The organism is Streptomyces sp. NPDC088197, from assembly GCF_044741185.1.
GTDB lineage: Bacteria > Actinomycetota > Actinomycetes > Streptomycetales > Streptomycetaceae > Actinacidiphila.
The window spans coordinates 693,407-714,519 of the sequence record NZ_JBIUSD010000002.1; the positions used below are offsets into that span (position 1 = coordinate 693,407).

The 21,113-nt window shown below is 67.8% G+C and carries 20 protein-coding genes; 12 read left to right on the forward strand and 8 right to left on the reverse strand.

What is annotated here, in order from left to right; translation table 11 throughout:
- The first annotated feature begins 110 nt into the window (after nucleotides 1-110).
- From ACIOC1_RS07760 to ACIOC1_RS07780, 5 genes are all read left to right on the forward strand, one after another.
- Nucleotides 111-317, forward strand: a complete 207-nt coding sequence (locus ACIOC1_RS07760) for a hypothetical protein (protein ID WP_401313048.1) — start codon at nucleotides 111-113, stop codon at nucleotides 315-317.
- On the forward strand, nucleotides 301-825 hold the full coding sequence (locus tag ACIOC1_RS07765; RefSeq protein ID WP_401852570.1) for a DUF6879 family protein: 525 nt from the start codon (nucleotides 301-303) through the stop codon (nucleotides 823-825). Before ACIOC1_RS07760 ends, ACIOC1_RS07765 begins: the two co-directional genes overlap by 17 nt.
- Nucleotides 809-1,651 carry a helix-turn-helix domain-containing protein gene (locus ACIOC1_RS07770; RefSeq protein ID WP_401313042.1) on the forward strand — a complete coding sequence of 281 codons (843 nt, stop codon included), beginning with the start codon at nucleotides 809-811 and terminating at the stop codon, nucleotides 1,649-1,651. Before ACIOC1_RS07765 ends, ACIOC1_RS07770 begins: the two co-directional genes overlap by 17 nt.
- 70 nt (nucleotides 1,652-1,721) lie before the next feature.
- A complete protein-coding gene (locus ACIOC1_RS07775) occupies nucleotides 1,722-2,177 on the forward strand; it encodes an NUDIX domain-containing protein (RefSeq protein ID WP_401852572.1) in 456 nt (151 codons plus the stop codon).
- A 178-nt stretch (nucleotides 2,178-2,355) separates the two neighbouring features.
- On the forward strand, nucleotides 2,356-3,015 hold the full coding sequence (locus ACIOC1_RS07780) for a hypothetical protein (protein WP_401852574.1): 660 nt from the start codon (nucleotides 2,356-2,358) through the stop codon (nucleotides 3,013-3,015).
- Here the strand turns inward: ACIOC1_RS07780 and ACIOC1_RS07785 are convergent.
- Nucleotides 2,988-3,470 carry a peptidoglycan-binding protein gene (locus ACIOC1_RS07785; protein ID WP_401852577.1) on the reverse strand — a complete coding sequence of 161 codons (483 nt, stop codon included), beginning with the start codon at nucleotides 3,468-3,470 and terminating at the stop codon, nucleotides 2,988-2,990. The genes ACIOC1_RS07780 and ACIOC1_RS07785 overlap by 28 nt on opposite strands.
- Nucleotides 3,471-3,701: 231 nt before the next feature.
- Between ACIOC1_RS07785 and ACIOC1_RS07790 the strand changes: the two genes are divergently transcribed.
- The 7 genes from ACIOC1_RS07790 to ACIOC1_RS07820 all read left to right on the forward strand — a co-directional run bounded on the left by ACIOC1_RS07790 (nucleotide 3,702) and on the right by ACIOC1_RS07820 (nucleotide 10,748).
- Nucleotides 3,702-5,348, forward strand: a complete 1,647-nt coding sequence (locus tag ACIOC1_RS07790) for an ABC transporter substrate-binding protein (protein ID WP_355348269.1) — start codon at nucleotides 3,702-3,704, stop codon at nucleotides 5,346-5,348.
- Nucleotides 5,349-5,448: 100 nt separating this feature from the next.
- The gene (locus ACIOC1_RS07795; protein WP_355348266.1) at nucleotides 5,449-6,372 is read left to right on the forward strand and encodes an ABC transporter permease; all 924 of its coding nucleotides are present in this window, start codon (nucleotides 5,449-5,451) and stop codon (nucleotides 6,370-6,372) included.
- On the forward strand, nucleotides 6,365-7,348 hold the full coding sequence (locus ACIOC1_RS07800; protein WP_355348263.1) for an ABC transporter permease: 984 nt from the start codon (nucleotides 6,365-6,367) through the stop codon (nucleotides 7,346-7,348). The genes ACIOC1_RS07795 and ACIOC1_RS07800 overlap by 8 nt, the downstream gene beginning before the upstream one ends.
- Before the next feature lie 11 nt (nucleotides 7,349-7,359).
- On the forward strand, nucleotides 7,360-8,385 hold the full coding sequence (locus ACIOC1_RS07805) for an ABC transporter ATP-binding protein (protein ID WP_355348260.1): 1,026 nt from the start codon (nucleotides 7,360-7,362) through the stop codon (nucleotides 8,383-8,385).
- Nucleotides 8,386-8,395: 10 nt separating this feature from the next.
- Nucleotides 8,396-9,448 (forward strand): ABC transporter ATP-binding protein, encoded by a 1,053-nt coding sequence (locus tag ACIOC1_RS07810; protein WP_401852792.1) that lies wholly within the window; start codon nucleotides 8,396-8,398, stop codon nucleotides 9,446-9,448.
- Between the two features lie 90 nt (nucleotides 9,449-9,538).
- Nucleotides 9,539-9,922 carry a VOC family protein gene (locus tag ACIOC1_RS07815; protein ID WP_391049273.1) on the forward strand — a complete coding sequence of 128 codons (384 nt, stop codon included), beginning with the start codon at nucleotides 9,539-9,541 and terminating at the stop codon, nucleotides 9,920-9,922.
- A 28-nt stretch (nucleotides 9,923-9,950) separates the two neighbouring features.
- Nucleotides 9,951-10,748: a DUF5984 family protein gene (locus tag ACIOC1_RS07820; RefSeq protein WP_401852582.1), complete on the forward strand. Its 798-nt coding sequence runs from the start codon at nucleotides 9,951-9,953 to the stop codon at nucleotides 10,746-10,748.
- 70 nt (nucleotides 10,749-10,818) lie between these two features.
- Here ACIOC1_RS07820 and ACIOC1_RS07825 read toward each other — a convergent pair whose 3' ends face one another.
- The 7 genes from ACIOC1_RS07825 to ACIOC1_RS07855 form a co-directional block, all read right to left on the reverse strand.
- Nucleotides 10,819-11,895, reverse strand: coding sequence for a dipeptide ABC transporter ATP-binding protein (locus ACIOC1_RS07825; protein WP_355348275.1), 1,077 nt, complete (start codon nucleotides 11,893-11,895; stop codon nucleotides 10,819-10,821).
- Nucleotides 11,858-12,886: an ABC transporter ATP-binding protein gene (locus tag ACIOC1_RS07830; RefSeq protein ID WP_401852584.1), complete on the reverse strand. Its 1,029-nt coding sequence runs from the start codon at nucleotides 12,884-12,886 to the stop codon at nucleotides 11,858-11,860. Before ACIOC1_RS07830 ends, ACIOC1_RS07825 begins: the two co-directional genes overlap by 38 nt.
- Nucleotides 12,887-12,897: 11 nt before the next feature.
- Nucleotides 12,898-13,860, reverse strand: a complete 963-nt coding sequence (locus ACIOC1_RS07835; protein ID WP_355348360.1) for an ABC transporter permease — start codon at nucleotides 13,858-13,860, stop codon at nucleotides 12,898-12,900.
- Between the two features lies 1 nt (nucleotide 13,861).
- Nucleotides 13,862-14,785 (reverse strand): ABC transporter permease, encoded by a 924-nt coding sequence (locus ACIOC1_RS07840; protein WP_188285682.1) that lies wholly within the window; start codon nucleotides 14,783-14,785, stop codon nucleotides 13,862-13,864.
- Nucleotides 14,786-14,925: 140 nt separating this feature from the next.
- Nucleotides 14,926-16,569, reverse strand: a complete 1,644-nt coding sequence (locus ACIOC1_RS07845) for an ABC transporter substrate-binding protein (RefSeq protein ID WP_391049267.1) — start codon at nucleotides 16,567-16,569, stop codon at nucleotides 14,926-14,928.
- A gap of 440 nt (nucleotides 16,570-17,009) precedes the next feature.
- The gene (typA, locus tag ACIOC1_RS07850; RefSeq protein ID WP_391161664.1) at nucleotides 17,010-18,875 is read right to left on the reverse strand and encodes a translational GTPase TypA; all 1,866 of its coding nucleotides are present in this window, start codon (nucleotides 18,873-18,875) and stop codon (nucleotides 17,010-17,012) included.
- A gap of 186 nt (nucleotides 18,876-19,061) precedes the next feature.
- Complete coding sequence (locus tag ACIOC1_RS07855; RefSeq protein ID WP_391161665.1) at nucleotides 19,062-20,819, reverse strand: ABC transporter substrate-binding protein; 1,758 nt, start codon at nucleotides 20,817-20,819, stop codon at nucleotides 19,062-19,064.
- Nucleotides 20,820-21,113: the final 294 nt, after the last annotated feature.

Consider the following 21,113-nt stretch of genomic DNA (forward strand, 5'->3'; position numbering starts at 1 on the left):
TTTATGCAACATCGCGCATAGCAGCCTTCGCGCGTGGACGCCTCCTCGTCCGTCCCCGTAACGTCATGGGATGTCGGCCCCGACAAGGCCCATCGACAAAGGGGATCAGTATGGCGCGCGATGCCTTACAGCGGCTCACCGGCAACGGGAACGGCAACTGCAACAACGACGACTGTCCGAACGTGTACCGGACCGCTGACGGTTCCATCGTCGTTCAGGGCGACGTGTCCGACGCCTTCCAGCCTGCTGCCGGGGAGGGGCTGGTCGAGATCCCTGAGACCGTTCTGAGGGAGGCCGTACGTGCTCTTGGATGGTGACGCTTGGAAGGACCTGATGCGGGGCATCCGACGCGAGGCCTGGCGGCTGGAAACGCTGTCCGTCTACCGGTCGCCCGGCGAGGACGGAGATATTCGGGACTTCCTCGCCGGACAGCGTATTGACCCCGATACGTACTCCTCCGCCTATATGGACGGGGTGCGCGAACTCGTCGCGGAGGGCAAGCGCAAGGGGCGTGTGCATATCGTCGCGCGGCCGTTGACCGACTATCTCCGGTTTGAGTTCATGTACTACGACGTGCATGCGCGGGCCGGGGACGACATCCGAATCCTCGATGTGACGGATCGCCCCAACCCGCTGCACGGGGTGTCCGACTTCTGGATTCTGGACGGGGCCACCGTCGTGCTCATGAACTACGCACAGGACGGAACGCAGATCAGTCGCGAACTGTACGAGGGCGACCCGGCCTCGTTCGTCGAGTACCAGCGCGTCGCGGTCGCGGAGTCGGTGCCGTTCAGGGAGTACGTCGACGGTGGCCATCGACCCTGACCAGCTGGACCGGTCGGGCCGCGAACTAGCGGCCAAGCTCAGAGAGTTGCGTGTGCGAGCCGGACTCTCAGGAGTCCGGCTCGCCGCGCGCTGCAACATGTCTCAGTCGAAGGTCAGCAGGATTGAAGGAAACAAGTCTCGCCCCTCGTTGCTGGACGTGGAACAGATCCTCCGTGCCCTGGGAGCCAGCGCTGCTGTAGCGGCCGAAGTGATGGCGCTCGCGCGGATCGCGCAGACCGAGTGGCATGACAGCAGGACTCTGCGCCGCAAGGGTTTGGACAAGAAGCAGGTGCAACTAGCGGGACTGGAAACGTCGTCTGCTACATTCCGCTACTTCCTGCTGTCCATGATTACCGGCCTGTTGGCAACACCCGCGTACGTGCGAGCAAGTCTCAGAGATGCGCCGTCGGAACAGCGGTCAAAGGCTGTGGCTCTCAAGCTGGAGCGGCAGCGCGTACTGTTCGACCAGTCGAAGAATTTCACTTTCCTCATGTGTGAGCCCGCCGTGCTGTATCCGCTGATTCCTCGTGATGAGCTGGCCATGCAGATCGACCACCTTGTTTCCCTCAGCAGACAGCCGAACATCCGAATCGGCGTCATCCCTATGGGGACCTACCTGGGCCCCGGGGCGCTCAACACTTTTACCGTTTACGATGAATCGGTGGCTACAGCCGAATTGGACCTCGGAGCGATAGTTTTCCGAGACGCACGCGATGTTCAAGATCTCATCAGCAGATTCACGAGGTACGAAGAGAAGGCTCTGTTCGACGGGGACGCGCGCGGACGGCTGGCGGAGTGGGCTGAATCCTGCCGCAGTGATCTTTAGTCATTGACGCGCATAAAGAGACAGTCCTGCCAGTCCATGCGGAATACTCTGTCCTCCAGGAAGGGTGCACATGAAGCAGATCATCGCTCGAATGTGGAAGCTCATTCGCGGCCCTCTGCAATGGCGCGTTCTGTGGTTCGCGCACGCCAAATTCATGGTCGGCGTGACAGGCGTGGTGCGCAATGAGGCGGGGGAAGTCCTGCTCCTCAAGCACCGCATGTGGCCCGCTGATCGACCGTGGGGGCTGCCTACCGGCTACGCGATCAAGAGCGAAGAATTCCAGAAGACCGTCGTCCGAGAGGTCAGGGAAGAAACCGGTCTCGAGGTCGTCCCAGGCCGACTGGTCCAGGTAACCAGCGGCTACAAGCTCCGCGTGGAGATCGCCTATGAGGCACTTCACGTGGGCGGAGTTGTCAAGCTCGACAGCTTCGAGATTCTGGAGGCGAAATGGTTCAGCCCGGACGCACTCCCGGAAGGGATGCAGGAGTCCCACGTCCACCTCGTCAAGGCCGGCTCGGCGCCTTGACGAAACTCGCTCCGAACGAGTCCGTCACCGGCGAAGAGGCCATGGCCGTTCTGGTAGCCATGCGCGCCGACGCTTCCCCGCTGACGAGCGGGCACCCCGCCCACGTGTTCCGCACGCGCGCGCCAGGGCTTTCGGCGGATTTCACCACCCCGACCAGGGGTATCGGCACCTCCAGATGATGGCCGTCATCACCATGTACGGTCCCATGGAATGCCGGGACACCGAACGCTCCCCGCTGGCTCTGCTCGACCTTCTGCGCGCGTACACGCATGACTGCCTTCACTACGGATCTCGTCGCCGGTACGTGGAGGTAGCGGGCAGGCCCGTCCGGACTCAGTACGGCATCAACTACCGCCGAGCGACCGGACAGCCCTACTCGGTGGTCGACCGGCACGGAAGCCGCAACACACGGAACCTCGGAATCGTCATGGAAGGCGCCTGCGACAAGGAGGCGCGTTCCATCACCCGACAGACAGCAGAGCGGTTCGGTGTGGCGGAGCCCTTCGACATCCTCGACGCACTCGTGTTCCGCGACGTGACGGGAACGCTGTCCGAGGAAGACACCGGGCGCGCGGTCGAGGTGCACGCGAGTGAGGAACAGACTCGATACGCGGCAGCCCTCAGCGATTACGACAGGACTGTCACCCGCCGATACGTCCGCTTCCTCGCGGAGTTCGGCCTCGGAGAAGGAGACGAGCTTCACGCTCGTCTCCTTGCGGCCATCGTCACCGGCGATGTGACAGAGCTGATGACGTGGCTCGACGAGCGCCACGGTCCCGGAACCTTCACGGGCCTGTTCAGCGCTCCCGGCTACTTCGAACCCGACCCGTCGGCGTAGGGGGTCTCGATCCCGTCGTGCATGAGCCACCGTATTCGGCGCCTCCCAGGACGAGGAGGCGCCGGGTCCGCAGGCGAGACGGTGCCGCTCATCGAACCGTCGGACGCCTTGAGGGCGTTGAGGGAGGCGAAGGTCTGCGGACCCGCGACGCCGTCGACGCCGAGGCCGTACGCGGCCTGGTAGCGGCGCAGGGCCGCGTACGTACCGGGGCCGAAGGAGCCGTCCACCCCGACGTCGGTGTGGGAGGCGGAGTCGGCGGCCCAGCCCGCGATACCGATCTGGAGTTCGGTGACCGCGGCGCCGCTCGACCCCTGCTGGAGTGAGGCGGGCCAGCCGTACGCGGCGGCGGCCGGGGCGGGGCCGGCGCCCGCCAGCGCGCCGGTGCCGTAGCGCAGCAGCGTGCGGCGGTCGAGCGGGCGGGACGGGGCGGCGCGGGTGGGGCGCGCATCGCTCACGGGAGAGCTCCTTCGTGGGGCACGGACCGGACGGGCGAGCGGGCGCGGCCGCCTCCATTTTTGACGCGGACAGGTCACTTCATGCGGGCCGTGACACGGCTTTCTGGCAGGGCGTAGCGCCATGGCCAACGCATTGGACATGCCGACACGGAGTAGTAGAAGTGCGACTTTGGCTCTATTGCGGTGTCATGGGTGACTAAGTGTCATTTGTGATCCATGAGGAGGCACGCGATGCGCGGAGCCACGCGCTTGAAGTGGGCCGTCTGTGCGACGGCCGTCGCCCTGGCAGCCGCCGCCTGCGGCAGCAGCAGCAACAACAGCGGTGGGGGCGGCGGCGGCAGCGGCTCCGGCGTCGTGCGCGCTTCCTGGGGCGACCCGCAGAACCCGCTGGAGCCCGCCAACACCAATGAGGTGCAGGGCGGCAAGGTGCTCGACATGGTCTTCCGCGGCCTGAAGAAGTACGACCCGAAGACCGGCAAGGCGACCGACATGATCGCCGACTCGATCACCACCACCGACTCGCAGACCTTCGACATCAAGATCAAGTCGGACTGGACCTTCAGCAACGGCGAGAAGGTCACCTCCGACTCCTTCATCAACGCCTGGAACTACGGCGCGCTGCTGAAGAACGCCCAGATCAACGCGTACTTCTTCCAGTACATCGACGGGTACGACAAGGTCCACCCGGACACCGCGGGCGCCAAGTCCTCCGCGACCACGCTCTCCGGTCTGACCAAGGTCAGCGACACCGAGTTCAAGGTGAAGCTCAACCAGAAGTTCTCCACCTTCCCCGACACCCTCGGGTACTCGGCGTACTACCCGCTGCCGAAGGCGTTCTTCGACGACCACGCCGCCTGGCTGAAGAAGCCGATCGGCGACGGCCCGTACACCATCCAGTCGTACAGCAAGGGCTCGCAGATGAGCCTGCGCAAGTGGGACGGCTACAAGGGCCCGGACCCGGCCCAGAACGGCGGCGTCGACCTGCGGGTCTACACCGACAACAACACCGCCTACACCGACCTCCAGGCGGGCAACCTGGACCTGGTCGACGACATCCCCGCCTCGCAGCTCAAGAACGTCAAGAGCGACCTCGGCGACCGGTACATCAACCAGCCCGCCGGCATCATCCAGACCCTCGCCTTCCCGCTGTACAACTCGCGGTGGTCGTCCGCGAACTCCGCGAAGGTCCGGCAGGGCCTGTCGATGGCGATCAACCGCCAGCAGATCACCCAGCAGATCTTCCAGAACACCCGCACCCCGGCCACCGACTGGACCTCCCCGGTGCTGGGCGCGTCCGGCGGCTACAAGGCGGGCCTGTGCGGCGCCGAGTGCACGTACGACGCGGCCAAGGCCAAGCAGCTCATCCAGGAGGGCGGCGGCCTGCCGGGCGGCAGCATCACCATCGGCTACAACGCGGACACCGGCTCCCACAAGGAGTGGGTCGACGCGGTCTGCAACAGCATCAACAACGTGCTGGGCAACAACAAGGCGTGCGTCGGCAGCCCCACCGGCACCTTCGCCGACTTCCGCAACAAGATCGTCAACAAGCAGATGGACAACCCGTTCCGGTCCGGCTGGCAGATGGACTACCCGCTGATCCAGAACTTCCTCCAGCCGCTGTACTACACCAACGCGTCGTCCAACGACTCGCACTACAGCAACGCCAACTTCGACAAGCTGGTCAACCAGGCCAACGCCGAGACCGACACCGCCAAGGCCGTCGGCCTCTTCCAGGACGCCGAGCGCCAGCTCGTCAAGGACATGCCCGCGATCCCGCTGTGGTACCAGAACGGCAGCGCCGGGTACTCCGACAAGATCACCAACGTCGAGCTGAACCCGTTCAGCGTCCCGGTCTACAACGAGATCAAGGTCAAGTGACGTCCGCCGGAGGCCGCACCGGTAACCCGGTGCGGCCTCCGGCCGCTCCGCTTCCCGCCCCTCCCCGTCACTGCTCGGAAGGCCCTTCGGAAGGCACCGCATGGGACGCTATGTGATCCGGCGGCTGCTCCAGATGATCCCGGTGTTCATCGGCAGCACATTCCTGATCTTCCTCATGGTCTACGCGCTCGGCGACCCCGTCGCCGCGCTCTTCGGCGACCGCGCACCGGACCCCGCCACCGCTGCCCAGATCCGCTCGGACCTGCACCTGAACGACCCGCTGTGGAAGCAGTACCTGCTCTACATGGGGAACATCTTCCGCGGCGACTTCGGCACCGCCTTCAACGGGCAGTCCGTCACCTCCCTGATGGGCAGCGCCTTCCCGGTCACCATCCGGCTCACCATCGTCGCCATCATCTTCGAGATCATCATCGGCATCCTGCTCGGCGTGATCACCGGCATGCGGCGCGGCAAGCCGATCGACACCGGGGTGCTGCTGATGACCCTGGTCGTCATCTCGGTGCCCACGTTCGTGACCGGCTACGTGCTCCAGTACCTGTTCGGCGTGAAGCTCGGCTGGGTCAGCCCCTCGGTCTCGCCCAGCGCGCCGTTCAACGAACTGATCCTGCCGGGCCTGGTCCTCGCCCTGGTCTCGCTCGCGTACGTCACCCGGCTGACCCGTACCTCGATCGCCGAGAACACCCGCGCCGACTATCTGCGCACCGCCGTCGCCAAGGGCCTGCCACGCCGCAAGGTGATCTTCCGGCACCTGCTGCGCAACTCGCTGATCCCGGTGGTCACCTTCATCGGCACCGACATCGGCGGCCTGATGGGCGGCGCGATCGTCACCGAGCGCATCTTCAACATCCACGGCGTCGGCTTCCAGCTCTACCAGGGCATCCTGCGCAACAACTCGCCGACGGTGGTCGGCTTCGTCACGATCCTGGTGCTGGTCTTCCTGCTGGCGAATCTGCTAGTCGACCTGCTGTACGCGGTCCTGGACCCGAGGATTCGTTATGCCTGAACAGAGCAACCCGCTCGACCCCGGCCAGTCCGTCTCGGCCGCGGGCGGTGGCGGCGGCTTCGACCTGGCGGCGGAGGAGGCCGGGTCACTGGAGAAGGGGCCGGGGCCCGACGGCGGCGACCCCGCGGAGAAGCCGCGCAGCCTGTGGTCGGACGCCTGGCGCGACCTGCGGCGCAACCCCATCTTCATCATCGCCGCGCTGATCATCCTCTTCCTGGTGATCATCTCGATCTGGCCCGGACTGATCGCCACCCAGGACCCGCTGAAGGCCGACCTGTCCAAGGCCCAGCAGGGCGCGAGCCCCGGCCACCCCTTCGGCTACGACCAGCAGGGCCGCGACGTCTACACGCGCGTGGTCTACGGCGCCCGCGCCTCGGTCACCGTCGGCGTCTGCGCGACCCTGGGCGTGGTCCTCCTCGGCAGCGTCCTCGGCGGCCTCGCCGGGTTCTTCGGCGGCTGGTGGGACGCGGTCCTCTCCCGGATCAGCGACATCTTCTTCGGCATCCCGGTCATCCTCGGCGGCCTGGTCTTCCTGTCCGTGGTCACCAACAGCACCGTCTGGCCGGTCATCGGCTTCATGGTGCTGCTCGGCTGGCCGCAGATCGCCCGTATCGCCCGCGGCTCGGTGATCACCTCGCGGGAGAACGACTACGTGCAGGCCGCGCGGGCGCTGGGCGCGGGCAACTCCCGCATCCTGCTGCGGCACATCACGCCCAACGCCGTCGCGCCGGTCATCGTCGTCGGCACCATCGCGCTGGGTACGTACATCGCGCTGGAGGCGACCTTGTCCTACCTCGGCGTGGGCCTCAAACCGCCCACCGTCTCCTGGGGCATCGACATCTCCGACGCGTCCTCGCAGATCCGCAACGCGCCGCACATGCTGCTGTGGCCCGCGGGCGCGCTGAGCATCACCGTGCTGGCCTTCATCATGCTCGGCGACGCGGTGCGCGACGCCCTCGACCCCAAGCTGCGCTGAGGAGCCCGTACATGAGCACCGAGTACCTGGCCGCAGAACACACCAGCGCCCCGCCCAGCGGCAATCTGCTGGACGTCCACGATCTGCACGTCGAATTCCGTACCAGGGACGGGGTCGCCAAGGCGGTCAACGGCGTCACGTACTCGGTGGCCGAGGGCGAGACGCTGGCCGTGCTCGGCGAGTCCGGCTCCGGCAAGTCCGTGACCGCGCAGGCCATCATGGGCATCCTCGACTCGCCGCCCGGCTTCATCACCAAGGGCGAGATCGTCTTCCAGGGCAAGAACCTGCTGACGATGGTCGGCGAGGAGCGGCGCAAGGTCCGCGGCGCGAAGATGGCGATGGTCTTCCAGGACGCGCTGTCGTCCCTCAACCCCGTGCTCACCGTGGGGGAACAGCTCGGCGAGATGTTCACCACCCACCAGGGCATGTCGAAGAAGGACTCGCGGATCAAGGCCGTCGAGCTGATGGAACGGGTCCGCATCCCCGCCGCCGCCGAACGCGTCAAGCAGTACCCGCACCAGTTCTCCGGCGGTATGCGGCAGCGCGTGATGATCGCCATGGCGATGGCCCTGGAACCCGCGCTGATCATCGCCGACGAGCCGACGACCGCGCTCGACGTGACGGTGCAGGCGCAGGTGATGGATCTGCTGGCCGAACTCCAGCGGGAGTTCAACATGGGCCTGATCCTCATCACCCACGACCTGGGCGTCGTCGCGGACGTGGCCGACAAGATCGCCGTGATGTACGCGGGCCGGATCGTGGAGACCTCGCCGGTCCACGAGATCTACAAGCGGCCCGCGCACCCGTACACCAAGGGCTTGTTGCAGTCGATTCCGCGGCTGGACCAGAAGGGCCAGGAGCTGTACGCGATCAAGGGGCTGCCGCCCAACCTGCTGCACATTCCGCCCGGTTGCGCCTTCAACCCGCGCTGCCCGATGGCCCAGGACATCTGCCGCACCGATGTGCCCCCGCTGGCGAAGGTGAGCCCCGACCGGGCGAGCGCCTGCCACTTCTGGAAGGAGACGCTCGGTGAGTGAACAGCCCGTCATGCACAAGGACCCGGTCAAGGCGGCGCACGAGCCGATCCTCGAAGTACGCGACCTGGTCAAGCACTTCCCGCTGACCCAGGGCATCCTGTTCAAGAAGCAGATCGGCGCGGTCAAGGCCGTCGACGGTGTCTCCTTCGACCTCTTCCCCGGCGAGACGCTGGGCATCGTCGGCGAGTCCGGCTGCGGCAAGTCGACCGTCGCCCGGCTGCTGATGAACCTCGAAGTGCCCACGGCCGGACGCATCCTGTACAAGGGCGACGACATCACCAAGCTGTCGGGGCGGGCCCTGAAGGCCGTCCGGCGCAACATCCAGATGGTGTTCCAGGACCCGTACACCTCGCTCAACCCGCGTATGACGGTCGGCGACATCATCGGTGAGCCGTACGAGATCCACCCCGAGGTCGCGCCCAAGGGCGACCGGCGCAAGCGCGTACAGGACCTGCTCGACGTGGTCGGCCTCAACCCCGAGTACATCAACCGGTATCCGCACCAGTTCTCCGGCGGCCAGCGGCAACGCATCGGCATCGCACGGGGGTTGGCGCTGCGCCCCGAGATCATCGTGGCCGACGAGCCGGTCTCCGCGCTCGACGTGTCGGTGCAGGCCCAGGTGATCAACCTGATGGGCAATCTCCAGAAGGAGTTCAACCTCTCCTACATGTTCATCGCGCACGACCTGTCGATCGTCCGGCACATCTCCGACCGGGTCGGCGTGATGTACCTCGGCAAGATCGTCGAGATCGGCGGCGACGAGGCGATCTACGAGCACCCCACGCACCCGTACACCCAGGCCCTGCTCTCCGCCGTCCCGGTCCCGGACCCGGCCGCCCGCGAGCACCGCGAGCGGATCATCCTCTCCGGCGACGTGCCCTCCCCGGCCAACCCGCCCTCCGGCTGCCGCTTCCGCACCCGCTGCTGGAAGGCCCAGGAGCGCTGCACCCTGGAGGAGCCGCTGCTGGCGATCCCCCCGGCCTTCCGCGGCACGGCGGGCCCGGCCGAACACGACTCGGCGTGCCACTTCGCGGAGGAGAAGCAGGTCGTCCCGAACGACTGAACACCGGCCGACCACGCGTACGACGCCTCCTCGTCAGGGGAGGCGCCGAATGCGGTGGCGCCGGGCGCCGGGATCGGGAAGGCTCGGGCCATGGTCTCGGTAGTGCAGAACGTGGCGATCGACTGTGCGGACGCCTACAGCCTGGCTCTCTTCTGGAGCGGCGTCACCGGCCGTCCGCTGGATCCGGAGGACCGGCCGGGCGACCCGGAGGTCCAGGTGCTCCTCGCGGACGGCCCCCTGCTCCACTTCAACCAGGTGCCCGAGCCCAAGACGGTCAAGAACCGCGTCCACCTGTGCCTGCGGCCCGACACCACCCGCGACGAGGAGGTCGACCGCCTCCTCGCCCTCGGCGCCACCCTCCTCACCGACCGCCGCAACCCCGACGGCACCGGCTGGGCCGTCCTCACCGACCCCGAGGGCAACGAATTCTGCGTCCTGCGCAGCCAAGCCGACCGCGAGGCCGCCCACGCCTGAACGCCGCTTCCGCTGGGACACTGGAGCGGTGATCCACACCGACCGGGCGATCCGGTTCCGTTTCGAGCTGACGCCCCTGACGTCGGTCACGCCGTGGGGCCGCGAGCGGCCCGTCCTGCACTGGTTCGGGCTGACCGAGGGCTGGTACTGCGTCGACCTCGACGGCCATGAGGTGCTGCGCTACTCCGATTCCACGGTCCGGGCACTGCGGGACGACGGTGACGGCAGGCGAACGCACCCGTATGTGGACTACTACGTCGTCCGCCTGTGGGAGGACATGATCGCGCTCGTGTCGGCGGCGCTGGAGCCCGTGCCACCGGACCTGGTGGACGTCGCGGCCGACACCTCGCCCGCCTGGACATGGCGCGAAACGCCGGAGGCCGAGGCCGCGTTGGCCTGGCACAGCGCGGGCTATCTGTACACCGACTACCTGCGGATCGCCCCGCACGTCCGCTGCTGGCGCACGGTCGTCGGTGAGGAGGACACGGTGACGGTCGTCTGGGAGCATCAGGCCGACCCGGAGGGCGTGATCGAATTCGTCGGCCCGCGGTCGGGACGGGTGGCCATACCGACGAGCGAGTTCCTCGCGGCGGTCACCGAACTCGACCGGGCGCTGTTGTCCGCGATGGACCAGCGCATCAATGAACTGGAGGAGTCCGGCCCGGTGCCCGGCGTCGAAGCGGACATCGAGCAGCTGCGGCGTGAACACCGGGACCGGGCAACCTGGTTGCGGCGCGCACGGGACCGCGAGCCGGGTACGGACTGGAGCGCCGTACGGACCGGGGTGCGCACCCTCCAGGCCCCCGACACAGCCGCCCACGCCTGACGGCCACGCCTGACGCGCGCGAGAGGGGCGCCCCCCGGGGTGGGGGGCGCCCCTGTGGGGTGGGGGATCGTCAGGCGGCGCCGACGACGTCCTTTTCTTCGGCGAAGTGGCACGCCGACTCGTGGGTGGCCGGGGTGGAGCCGCCCTGGAAGCGGGCGGGGATCGCCAGCAGCGGGGTCTCCTCGGCGCAGCGGGACTCGGCCTTCCAGCAGCGGGTGCGGAAGCGGCAGCCTGAGGGCGGGTTGGCCGGGGAGGGCACGTCGCCGGAGAGGATGATCCGCTCGCGGTGCTCACGCGCGGCCGGGTCCGGGACCGGGACGGCGGAGAGCAGGGCCTGGGTGTACGGGTGGGTCGGGTGCTCGTAGATCTCGGTGTCGGTGCCGATCTCCGCCATCCGCCCGAGGTACATCACGCCGACCCGGTCGGAGATGTGCCGGACGATCGACAGGTCGTGCGCGATGAAGAGGTAGGAGAGGGTGAACTCGTCCTGGAGCTTCTCCATCAGGTTGATGACCTGGGCCTGCACCGAGACGTCGAGCGCGGAGACCGGCTCGTCGCAGATGATGATCTCCGGGTTGAGCGCCAACCCCCGTGCGATGCCGATGCGTTGCCGCTGGCCGCCGGAGAACTGGTGCGGATACCGGTTGATGTACTCGGGGTTGAGGCCGACCACGTCCAGCAGGTCCTCGACACGCTTGCGGCGCGACCCCTTGGGAGCCACCTCGGGGTGGATGTCGAAGGGCTCACCGATGATGTCGCCGACCGTCATACGGGGGTTGAGCGAGGTGTACGGGTCCTGGAACACCATCTGGATGTTGCGCCGGACGGCCTTCAGGGCCCGCCCGGTCAGCTTGGTGATGTCCTCGCCCTTGTAGAACACCTCGCCCGCGGTGGCCTGTTCGAGGTTCATCAGCAGCTTGGCGACCGTGGACTTGCCGCAGCCGGACTCGCCGACGATGCCCAGCGTCTCGCCCCGGTAGAGGTCGAAGGAGATGCCGTCGACCGCCTTGACCGCGCCGACCTGCTTCTTGAACAGGATGCCCTGCGTCAGCGGGAAGTGCTTCACCAGGTTCCGCACCTGGAGGATGGGTTCACCCCGGTTCGAGAGGTCACTCACCGAGCGTCTCCTTCCAGAAGTGGCAGGCACTGCCGCGCCCGTCGCCGATCGTGTGCAGCACGGGCACCTCGGTCCGGCAGATGTCCTGCGCCATCGGGCAGCGCGGGTTGAAGGCGCAGCCCGACGGGATACGCAGCAGGTTGGGCGGCAGCCCCTTGATCGCGTACAGCTCCTGGCCCTTCTGGTCCAGCCGGGGAATCGACTGGAGCAGGCCCTTGGTGTACGGGTGCGCCGGGTTCTTGTAGATCTCGTGGACCGGCGAGCTCTCGACGATCCGGCCCGCGTACATCACCGCGATCTTGTCGGCCACGTCGGCGACCACACCCAGGTCGTGGGTGATCAGGATCAGGCCCATGTTGAACTCCCGCTGGAGTTCGGCCAATAGATCCATCACCTGCGCCTGGACGGTGACGTCGAGCGCGGTCGTCGGCTCGTCCGCGATGATCAGGTCGGGTTCGAGGGCGAGCGCCATCGCGATCATGATGCGCTGCCGCATACCGCCGGAGAACTGGTGCGGGTAGTCGTTCACCCGGTCCTTCGCCGCCGGGATGCGCACCCGGTCCATCAGCTCGACCGCCTTGGCCTTGGCGGCCTTGCGGGACAGGCCCTGGTGCACCCGGAACATCTCGCCGAGCTGGTAGCCCACCGACAGCACCGGGTTGAGGGACGACAGCGCGTCCTGGAAGATCATCGCGATCTTCCGGCCGCGCAGCTTGCGCCGCTCCTCGCCGGACATCGTGAGCATGTCGCGGCCCTGGAACAGGATCTCGCCCTGCGGGATACGGCCGGGCGGCATGTCGAGGATGCCCATGATCGCCTGCGCGGTCACGGACTTGCCCGAGCCGGACTCGCCGAGCACGGCCAGCGTCTCCCCGGCGTTCACCGAGTAGTTGACGCCGTTCACGGCCTTGGCGACACCGTCGCGGGTGTGGAACTCGACGTGCAGGTCCCGTACTTCGAGCAGCGGAGCCGTCGGCACGCCGGGCGCCGGGGCGCTCGCGGTCTCATCGATGACAGTCAACGCCGTACCTCCTAGCGCAGCTTGGGGTCGAGGGCGTCGCGCACCGCGTCGCCGAGCATGATGAACGCCAGCACCGTCACGCTGAGCGCGCCCGCGGGCCACAGCAGCATGTGCGGCGCGTTGCGGATCTGGGTGGACGCCTGGGAGATGTCGATGCCCCAGGAGACGGCCGGCGGCTTGAGGCCCACGCCGAGGAACGACAGCGTCGCCTCCAGCGAGATGTACGTGCCCAGCGCGATCGTCGCGACCACGATGATCGGGGCGAGCGCGTTGGGCGCGATGTGCCGCAGCAGCATCCGCGCGTTGCCCGCGCCGAGTGCCCGCGCCGCCTGCACGTAGTCCTGCTGCTTGGCCGTGATGACCGAGCCGCGCGCGATACGCGCGATCTGCGGCCAGCCCAGCAGGATCATGAAGAGCGAAACGGTGGTGACGCTGCCGCCCTTGACCACGGACAGGAAGACGATGCCGCCGAGCAGGATCGGGATGCCGAAGAAGATGTCGCTGATCCGGGAGAGGATCGAGTCCCACCAGCCGCCGAAGTAACCGGCCAGGCCGCCGAGGAGCGAGCCCAGCACGGTGACGCCGAGGGTCGCGAAGATGCCGACCGACACCGAGGCGCGCGCGCCGTAGACGGTGCGGGTGTAGACGTCGCAGCCCTGCTGGTCGAAGCCGAAGGGGTGCCCGGAGGTCGCCCCGTTCTGCGACTTGGCGAGGTCGCAGGAGAGCGGGCTGCCCCCGGCGATCAGGCTGGGCCAGATCGAGATGACGACCAGGAAGAGGATCAGCAGCCCGGACACGTAGAACATCGGCTTGCGGCTGAGGTCGTGCCAGGCGTCGTTCCACAGGCTGCGCGGCTTCTCGCGCTCCGCGTCACGCGACGGCTTCGACGGCTCCCCCGGGCCGCGCGGTCCGTCCACGGGCAGCCCGGCGGGCGCTGTGGATATCGCGTTCGCGGCGCTCCGGGCGTCGGACATCTCAGACATAGCGAATCCTCGGGTCCAGGACCGCGTAAAGCAGGTCGACGAGCAGGTTGGCGGCCAGGAAGACGATCACCAGGATCGTCACGAAGCCGACGACGGTCGGCGGATTCTGCCGCAGGATGCCCTGGTAGAGCTGGTAGCCGACGCCGTGGATGTTGTAGATCCGCTCGGTGACGATGGCGCCGCCCATGAGCGCGCCGAGGTCGGTGCCGAGGAAGGTCACCACGGGTATCAGCGAGTTGCGCAGCAGGTGGACAGTGACCACCCGGCGCTTGGGCAGGCCCTTGGCCACGGCCGTGCGCAGGTAGTCCGCGCGGGAGTTCTCCGCGACGGAGGTACGGGTCAGCCGGGCCACATAGGCGAGCGAGACACCGGCCAGGACGAGTCCCGGCAGGATCAGGTCACCGATCGGGGCGCCCTCGGCGACCGCCGGATTGGCCAGGCCCCACTTCACGCCCACGAAGTACTGGAGCAGGAAGGCGGTCACGAAGGTCGGGATGGACACGACGAGCAGCGTGAACGCGAGCACGCCCGAGTCCGCGAACCGTCCGCGCCGCAGCCCGGCCAGCAGGCCGAGCCCGATGCCGACGACCGCCTCGATCGCGAAGGCGACCATGGTCAGCCGGATGGTGACCGGGAAGGCCGTGCCCATCAGCTCGGTGACCGGCTGCCCGGTGGCGGCGGTACCGAAGTTGCCGCTGAGGATCTGCCACATGTAGTGCCCGTACTGCGCGGGCAGCGAGTGGTCCAGATACAGGTCGTGCCTGATCTGGTTCGCCGTGGCGGGGTCGGGCGCCCGGTCGCCGAACATGGCGGCCACCGGGTCGCCGAGCGCGTAGACCATGACGAAGATCAAAAAGGTGGTTCCGATGAAGACCGGAACCATCTGGAGCAGTCGTCGAATGACGTAGCGCCCCATCTGTCCTCCAGGGATCGGGGCAGACGTGAGCCGGGGCTTGTGACCCCGGCCGACCTCCGCACCGCGAGCGGTTGCTGTCAGTTCCCCCCGAACGCGCGCCCGCCACGGGGTGCCATGGCGGGCGCGCTTACCGCATCAGGTCAGTTGTTGACCGTGATGTCGGTGAAGACGGGGACACTGAAGGCGTTCTCCGTCACGTTGGACACCCGGGACGACCAGCCGGCGCCACCGTTCTGGTACCAGAGCGGGATGACGGGCATGTCCTTCATCAGGATCTTCTCGGCGTCCTGGTAGAACCCGATCGCCTTGGCGGTGTCCGGCTCCGAGTTCGCCTGCTTGATCAGCGAGTCGAACTGCGGGTTGCTGTAGTGCGAGTCGTTCGAGCTGGCGCCCGTCACGTACAGGGGCGTCAGGAAGTTGTCGATCAGCGGGTAGTCCATCTGCCAGCCGGAGCGGAACGGCTGGGTCATCTCACCCTTGGTGATCTGGTTGCGGAAGTCCGCGAACGTGCCGGTGGGGGCGCCGACGCACGCCTTGTTGTTGCCCACCACGTTGTTGATGCTGTTGCAGACCGCGTCGACCCACTGCTTGTGCGAGCCGGTGTCGGCGTTGTACCCGATGGTCATGTGACCGCCGGGAATGCCGCCGCCCTCCTGGATGAGCTGCTTCGCCTTGACCGGGTCGTACGTGACCGACTCGCCGCCGACGGAGTCGCTGTAACCGCCGGCCGCGCCCAGCACCGGGGAGGTGAGGTCGGTGGCCGGGGTGCGGGTGCCCTGGAAGATCTTCTCGGTGATGGTCTTCCGGTCGATCGCCATGGACAGGCCCTGGCGGACCTTCTCCATGCCGGGGGCGCTCCACGCCTTCTGGTTCAGCGGGAAGGAGACCGTCTGGATGATGCCGGCCGGCTGGTTGAGGTAGCGGCCGCCGAGGTCCGACTTCACGTGGCTGAGCTGCTCGGCCGGAACGTCGTCCAGGACGTCCAGGTTGCCCGCCTGGAGGTCGGCGTAGGCGGTGTTGCTGTCGGTGTAGACCTTCAGCAGCACGCCCTTGTTCTTCGGCTTGCTCGGGCCCGTGTAGTTCGGGTTCGGGACCAGCTTCATGCTGGAGCCCTTGCTGTACGAGTCGATCATGTACGGGCCGTCGCCGACCGGCTTGTTCAGGTAGCCGGCGTGGTCGGTGAAGAACGACTTCGGCAGCGGCGCGAACGCCTTGTAGCCGAGGCGGTCGGGCCACGTGGAGAACTTCTGGGTGAGCTTGACGGTGAAGGTGGTGTCGTCCACGACCTTCAGACCCGACATGGTCTTCGCGGTCGGGGCGGCGCCCTCCTTGTCGGGGTGCACCGCGGCGTAGCCGTCGATGTCCGCGAAGAAGTACGCGTTGAGCTGCTTGTTCGTCAGCAGCGCGCCGTAGTTCCAGGCGTCGACGAACGAGTTGGCGGTCACCGGGGTGCCGTCGGAGAACTTCAGGCCCTGCTTGATCTTGATGGTGAAGTTCTGCTGGTCGGTCGTGGTGATCGAGTCAGCGGCCTCAAGGTTGGCCTTCCCCGTCTTGGGGTCGTACTCCTTGAGGTTCATGAAGATCATGTCCAGGACCTTGCCGCCCTGGACCTCGTTGGTGTTCGCCGGCTCCAGGGGGTTCTGGGGGTCTCCCCACCACGCCCTGACGATGCCGTCGTTGGAACCGCCGGCCTTGTTGTCCGAATCACCGGAACCGCAGGCGGTTGCCGCGAGGGCGACGACTGCCGCGCCTATGACCCACTTGGCGCTCTTGGCACCGCGCATGGGTTTGCCTCCTCAGGAGTCACTGTCGATACGTGAAAGGAAGGCCGGTCGCCGCTGACACTCCTGACACCCCTGACAGGAGAAGGGCCTGGCCTTCCGTGCTCGTGAGTCGGCGCTCCCCATCAGCGCGTGACCCATTGACCCGAGCTCAACTTCGTCCACTATCGGGCACGTTTGAGGTCGCTCGGAACAGGGTCTGGTTTCGCTTCGGTCACGATGGGCAGAGGATCCTGCTCAAAATTCGGACAATCTGGAACGTACACAGACAGGTTCGAAACGGACAGTGTGATCTTTCTTACGCCGCTGAGCGGAGATGAACGTCCGGATAACGGACAGTGCGAAAAGCCCAAAAGGGGCGCGGAGAGCGCGTGACCGGTCCCCGCCGTCCGGCGGCGGAGTCTGGTCGCGCGGCTCCCCGCGCCCCTACGGGCGCTGCGCGGTCAGCGCTTGGCCCGAGCGGCCGAGCGTCCCCGCTCCTTCTGGTCCAGGACGACCTTGCGGATGCGGACCGTCTCCGGGGTCACCTCGATGCACTCGTCCTCGCGGCAGAACTCCAGCGACTGCTCCAGCGAGAGCTTGCGCGGCGGCACCACGTTCTCGGTGTTGTCTGCGGACGCGGCGCGCATGTTGGTGAGCTTCTTCTCCTTGGTGATGTTCACGTCCATGTCGTCGGACCGCGAGTTCTCACCGATGATCATGCCCTCGTAGACCTCCGTGGTCGCCTCGACGAAGATCACGCCGCGCTCCTGGAGGTTGATCATGGCGAACGGCGTCACGACACCGGCGCGGTCGGCCACCAGGGAGCCGTTGTTACGGGTCCGCAGGTCGCCGAACCACGGCTCGTGGCCCTCGAAGATGCTGTGCGCGATGCCGGTGCCGCGGGTGTCGGTGAGGAATTCCGTACGGAAGCCGATCAGGCCGCGGGCCGGGACGACGAACTCCATGCGGACCCAGCCGGAGCCGTGGTTCGTCATGGTCTCCATGCGGCCCTTGCGGGTCGCCATGAGCTGGGTGATCGCGCCCAGGTACTCCTCGGGGCAGTCCACCGTCATCCGCTCGACCGGCTCGTGGACCTTGCCGTCGATCACCTTGGTGACCACCTGCGGCTTGCCGACGGTCAGCTCGAAGCCCTCGCGGCGCATCTGCTCGACCAGGATGGCCAGCGCCAGCTCGCCGCGGCCCTGGACCTCCCAGGCGTCGGGGCGCTCGGTGGGCAGCACGCGGAGCGAGACGTTGCCGATCAGCTCCCGGTCGAGGCGGTCCTTGACCTGGCGGGCGGTGACCTTGTGGCCCTTGCCGCCCTTGCCGACCAGCGGCGAGGTGTTCGTACCGATGGTCATCGAGATCGCGGGCTCGTCGACCGTGATGAGCGGCAGCGCGACCGGGTTCTCCAGGTCGGCCAGCGTCTCGCCGATGGTGATCTCCGGAATACCGGCCACCGCGCAGATGTCGCCGGGGCCCGCCATCTCGGCGGGCTTGCGGGTCAGCGCCTCGGTCATCAGCAGTTCGGTGATCTTGACCTGGCTGACCGAGCCGTCGCGCTTCATCCACGCGACCTGCTGGCCCTTGCGCAGCTCGCCCTCCTCCACCCGGAGCAGGGCGATACGGCCGAGGAAGTTGTCCGCGTCGAGGTTGGTGACGTGCGCCTGGAGCGGCGCGCCCTCGGTGTACGTGGGGGCCGGGACGGTGGACAGGATCGTGGAGAAGAACGGCTCCAGGCTGTCGCTGTCGGCCGGAACCGTGCCGTTCTCCGGCTTGGTCAGCGAGGCGATGCCGTCCCGCGCGCACGCGTAGACGATCGGGAACTCGATCTGGTCCTCGGTGGCGTCCAGGTCCAGGAACAGGTCGTACGTCTCGTTGACGACCTCGTCGATCCGGGAGTCGGGGCGGTCCGTCTTGTTCACGCAGAGGATGACCGGCAGGTTCGCCGACAGCGCCTTGCGGAGCACGAAACGGGTCTGCGGCAGCGGGCCCTCGGAGGCGTCCACCAGCAGCACGACCGCGTCGACCATGGACAGGCCGCGCTCCACCTCGCCGCCGAAGTCGGCGTGGCCCGGGGTGTCGATGATGTTGATCGTGATGACATCGCCACCGCCCTTGGGGTGGTACTTCACGGCGGTGTTCTTCGCGAGAATGGTGATGCCCTTCTCGCGCTCCAGGTCGTTGGAGTCCATCATCCGATCGTCGAGATGCTGGTGGGCGGCGAATGCGCCGGCCTGCTTGAGCATCGCGTCGACGAGGGTCGTCTTGCCGTGGTCGACGTGGGCGACGATGGCGACGTTACGAATATCGTGGCGCGTGGACATGCTGCGGCGCTTCTCCCGGAATCGTGGATGGACGTCGCGTTCCTCGTTGACGCGCTCGCCTGCCGGGCAAGGTCACGCCGCGGCCTTACCCCATGGTACGGGCCCCAACCCCCCTCGGCCGCCGATGGCTGGCTTCAGAGGGGATTTGGGGCCCGTAATCGCACGGTTTTCCGCGACCGCGCGCGCCTACTTGCGGAAGCCGAGGTTCTGGTAGTCGGGGGTCTGGAAGCCGAAGGCGCCCGCGTTGGCGACGGTGGTGCGCAGCGCGACCAGGCCGGGGCGCTGGTAGAGCGGGATGGAACCGGCCGCGGCCCAGATCCGGGCGTCGGCCTTGGAGGTCAGGTCGCGGGCCGCGGAGGTGTCCAGCTCGCCGCCCGCCCGGTCCAGGAGCTGGTCGATCTGGTCGGTGCCGACCCGCGTGTAGTTCTGCGCCACGGTCAGCGAGCCGTCGGGGGCGGGCACCGGCTTGGCGAAGATCGGGGTGTCGTCGGTGGCCGGGTAGGCCGTGCCGGGCCAGGAGTAGAGCGCCAGGTCGAAGTCGCCCGAGGCGATGTGGTCCTGGAAGTAGCTGTCGCCCGCGACCTTGGTGATCTCGGTGCGGATGCCGATGCCGGAGAGCATCGAGGCGATCCGGGTGCCGACGTCGTCCAGTGTCGGGGAGTCCGCCGGGAGCACGAAGCGCATGGTGAGCTGCTTGCCCGCCTTGCTGACGGCGGCTGCGGGCTCCACGACGGTGACGGCGCCGGAGGCCGCGGTACGGCCGGGGCCGCCGGCCGCCTGGTCGCCGGTCTTGGCGTTGCTGCGCGTCCAGCCCGCGTCGGCCAGCAGCGCCTGGGCCTGCTGCACGTCGTTGGTGCCGAGCGCCGAGCTGTTGTCGCGGTAGCCGTCCTGCGAGGGCAGCACCAGGTGGTTGCCGAGCGCCTCGTCGGGCAGCCCGAGCGGCTTGAGCACGGCGGTGGCGATGGCCTTGCGGTCGATGGCGCGGGCCACGGCGTGCCGGATGCGCTCGTCAGCCAGCGGTCCCGTACTGCCGTTGATGGCGAGCTGCGCGTACGCGGCGTCGGGCGCCTTCCGTACGGCCAGGCCCTTGGTCCCGGTCACGGCGGTGACCGCGCCGGGGTCGATCTCGGCCAGGTCGAGGGCGCCCGCGGCGAGCGCGGCGGGGCGCTTGTCCACCGGCACGGCGGTCAGCACGATCCGGTCGAGCTTGGCGGGCTCGCCCCACCACGCCTTGTTGCGGTCCAGCGTGACGGTGCCCTTCTTGGTGTCCACGGCCTCGACCGCGAAGGGGCCCGCGACGACCGGCAGCTTGGTGCGCACGCCGTCGTTGAAGGTGTCCGCGTCACTGGTCACCGACTTCGGGTACAGCGGGCTGAACAGCGACTTCCAGTCCGCGTACGGGCTGGCGAAGGTGACGTCGACCTGCTGGGCGTCCTTGCCCTGCCGGACGTCGGAGATCCGGTCGTAACCGGCGTTGCGGGCCGTCCAGAAGGCGCTGTTCTTGCCGTTCAGCGCCTTCCACTGGGCGACGAAGTCGGCCGCGCCGACCGCCTGGCCGTCGCTCCACTTCGCCTTGGGGTTCAGGTGGTACGTGACCACCTGGCGCGGTGACTGCGCGACGTCCGCGCTCGCCAGGAAGTCGCTGTCGGCCCGCGGGGAGCCGTGGCCGTCGAGCCGGTACATCGCCGGGAGGGTGGCTCCCGCGATCGTCAGCGTGTCGGCGTCCGCGTCCGCCTGGTACGCGTTCAGCGTGCGGGGCAGCTCATCGGTCGCCCAGCGCAGCGTGCCGCCGTCGCGGACGCCCGCGCGCGAGACGGTCGCGATGTCGGTGCCCGCCGTCCCGGCGGCGCCGCCGCCCGAGGAGCAGGCGGTCAGGGTCATGGCCGCCCCGGCGGTCAGCGCCACGGCGGCGCGCAATACGGGTGGGTTCGCGCTGCGGTTCATGGATCGGACACCTCCGGCGGCCCGGCATAGACCGGGGACATACTCATTTGGCCTGATTTCCGGGTAATCACTTCCCAGTGGAGGGGACGAGGAGCGGCTCTCCGCCCCGACACGACCGCAATGCCCCGCTCTTCCACCCGGACGGCCCCTTGGCGCGGGGGGCGGCCCATGAGGGGCGCGGGGGACTGCGCGGGGTGGCCGGGCGGGCGGCGCGCCCGGAGACCGGCGAACCGCCCCGGAGGGGAATTGGTGCACGCGTCTTCCCAACCGAAGGTGTGACGCGCGACACTTCCA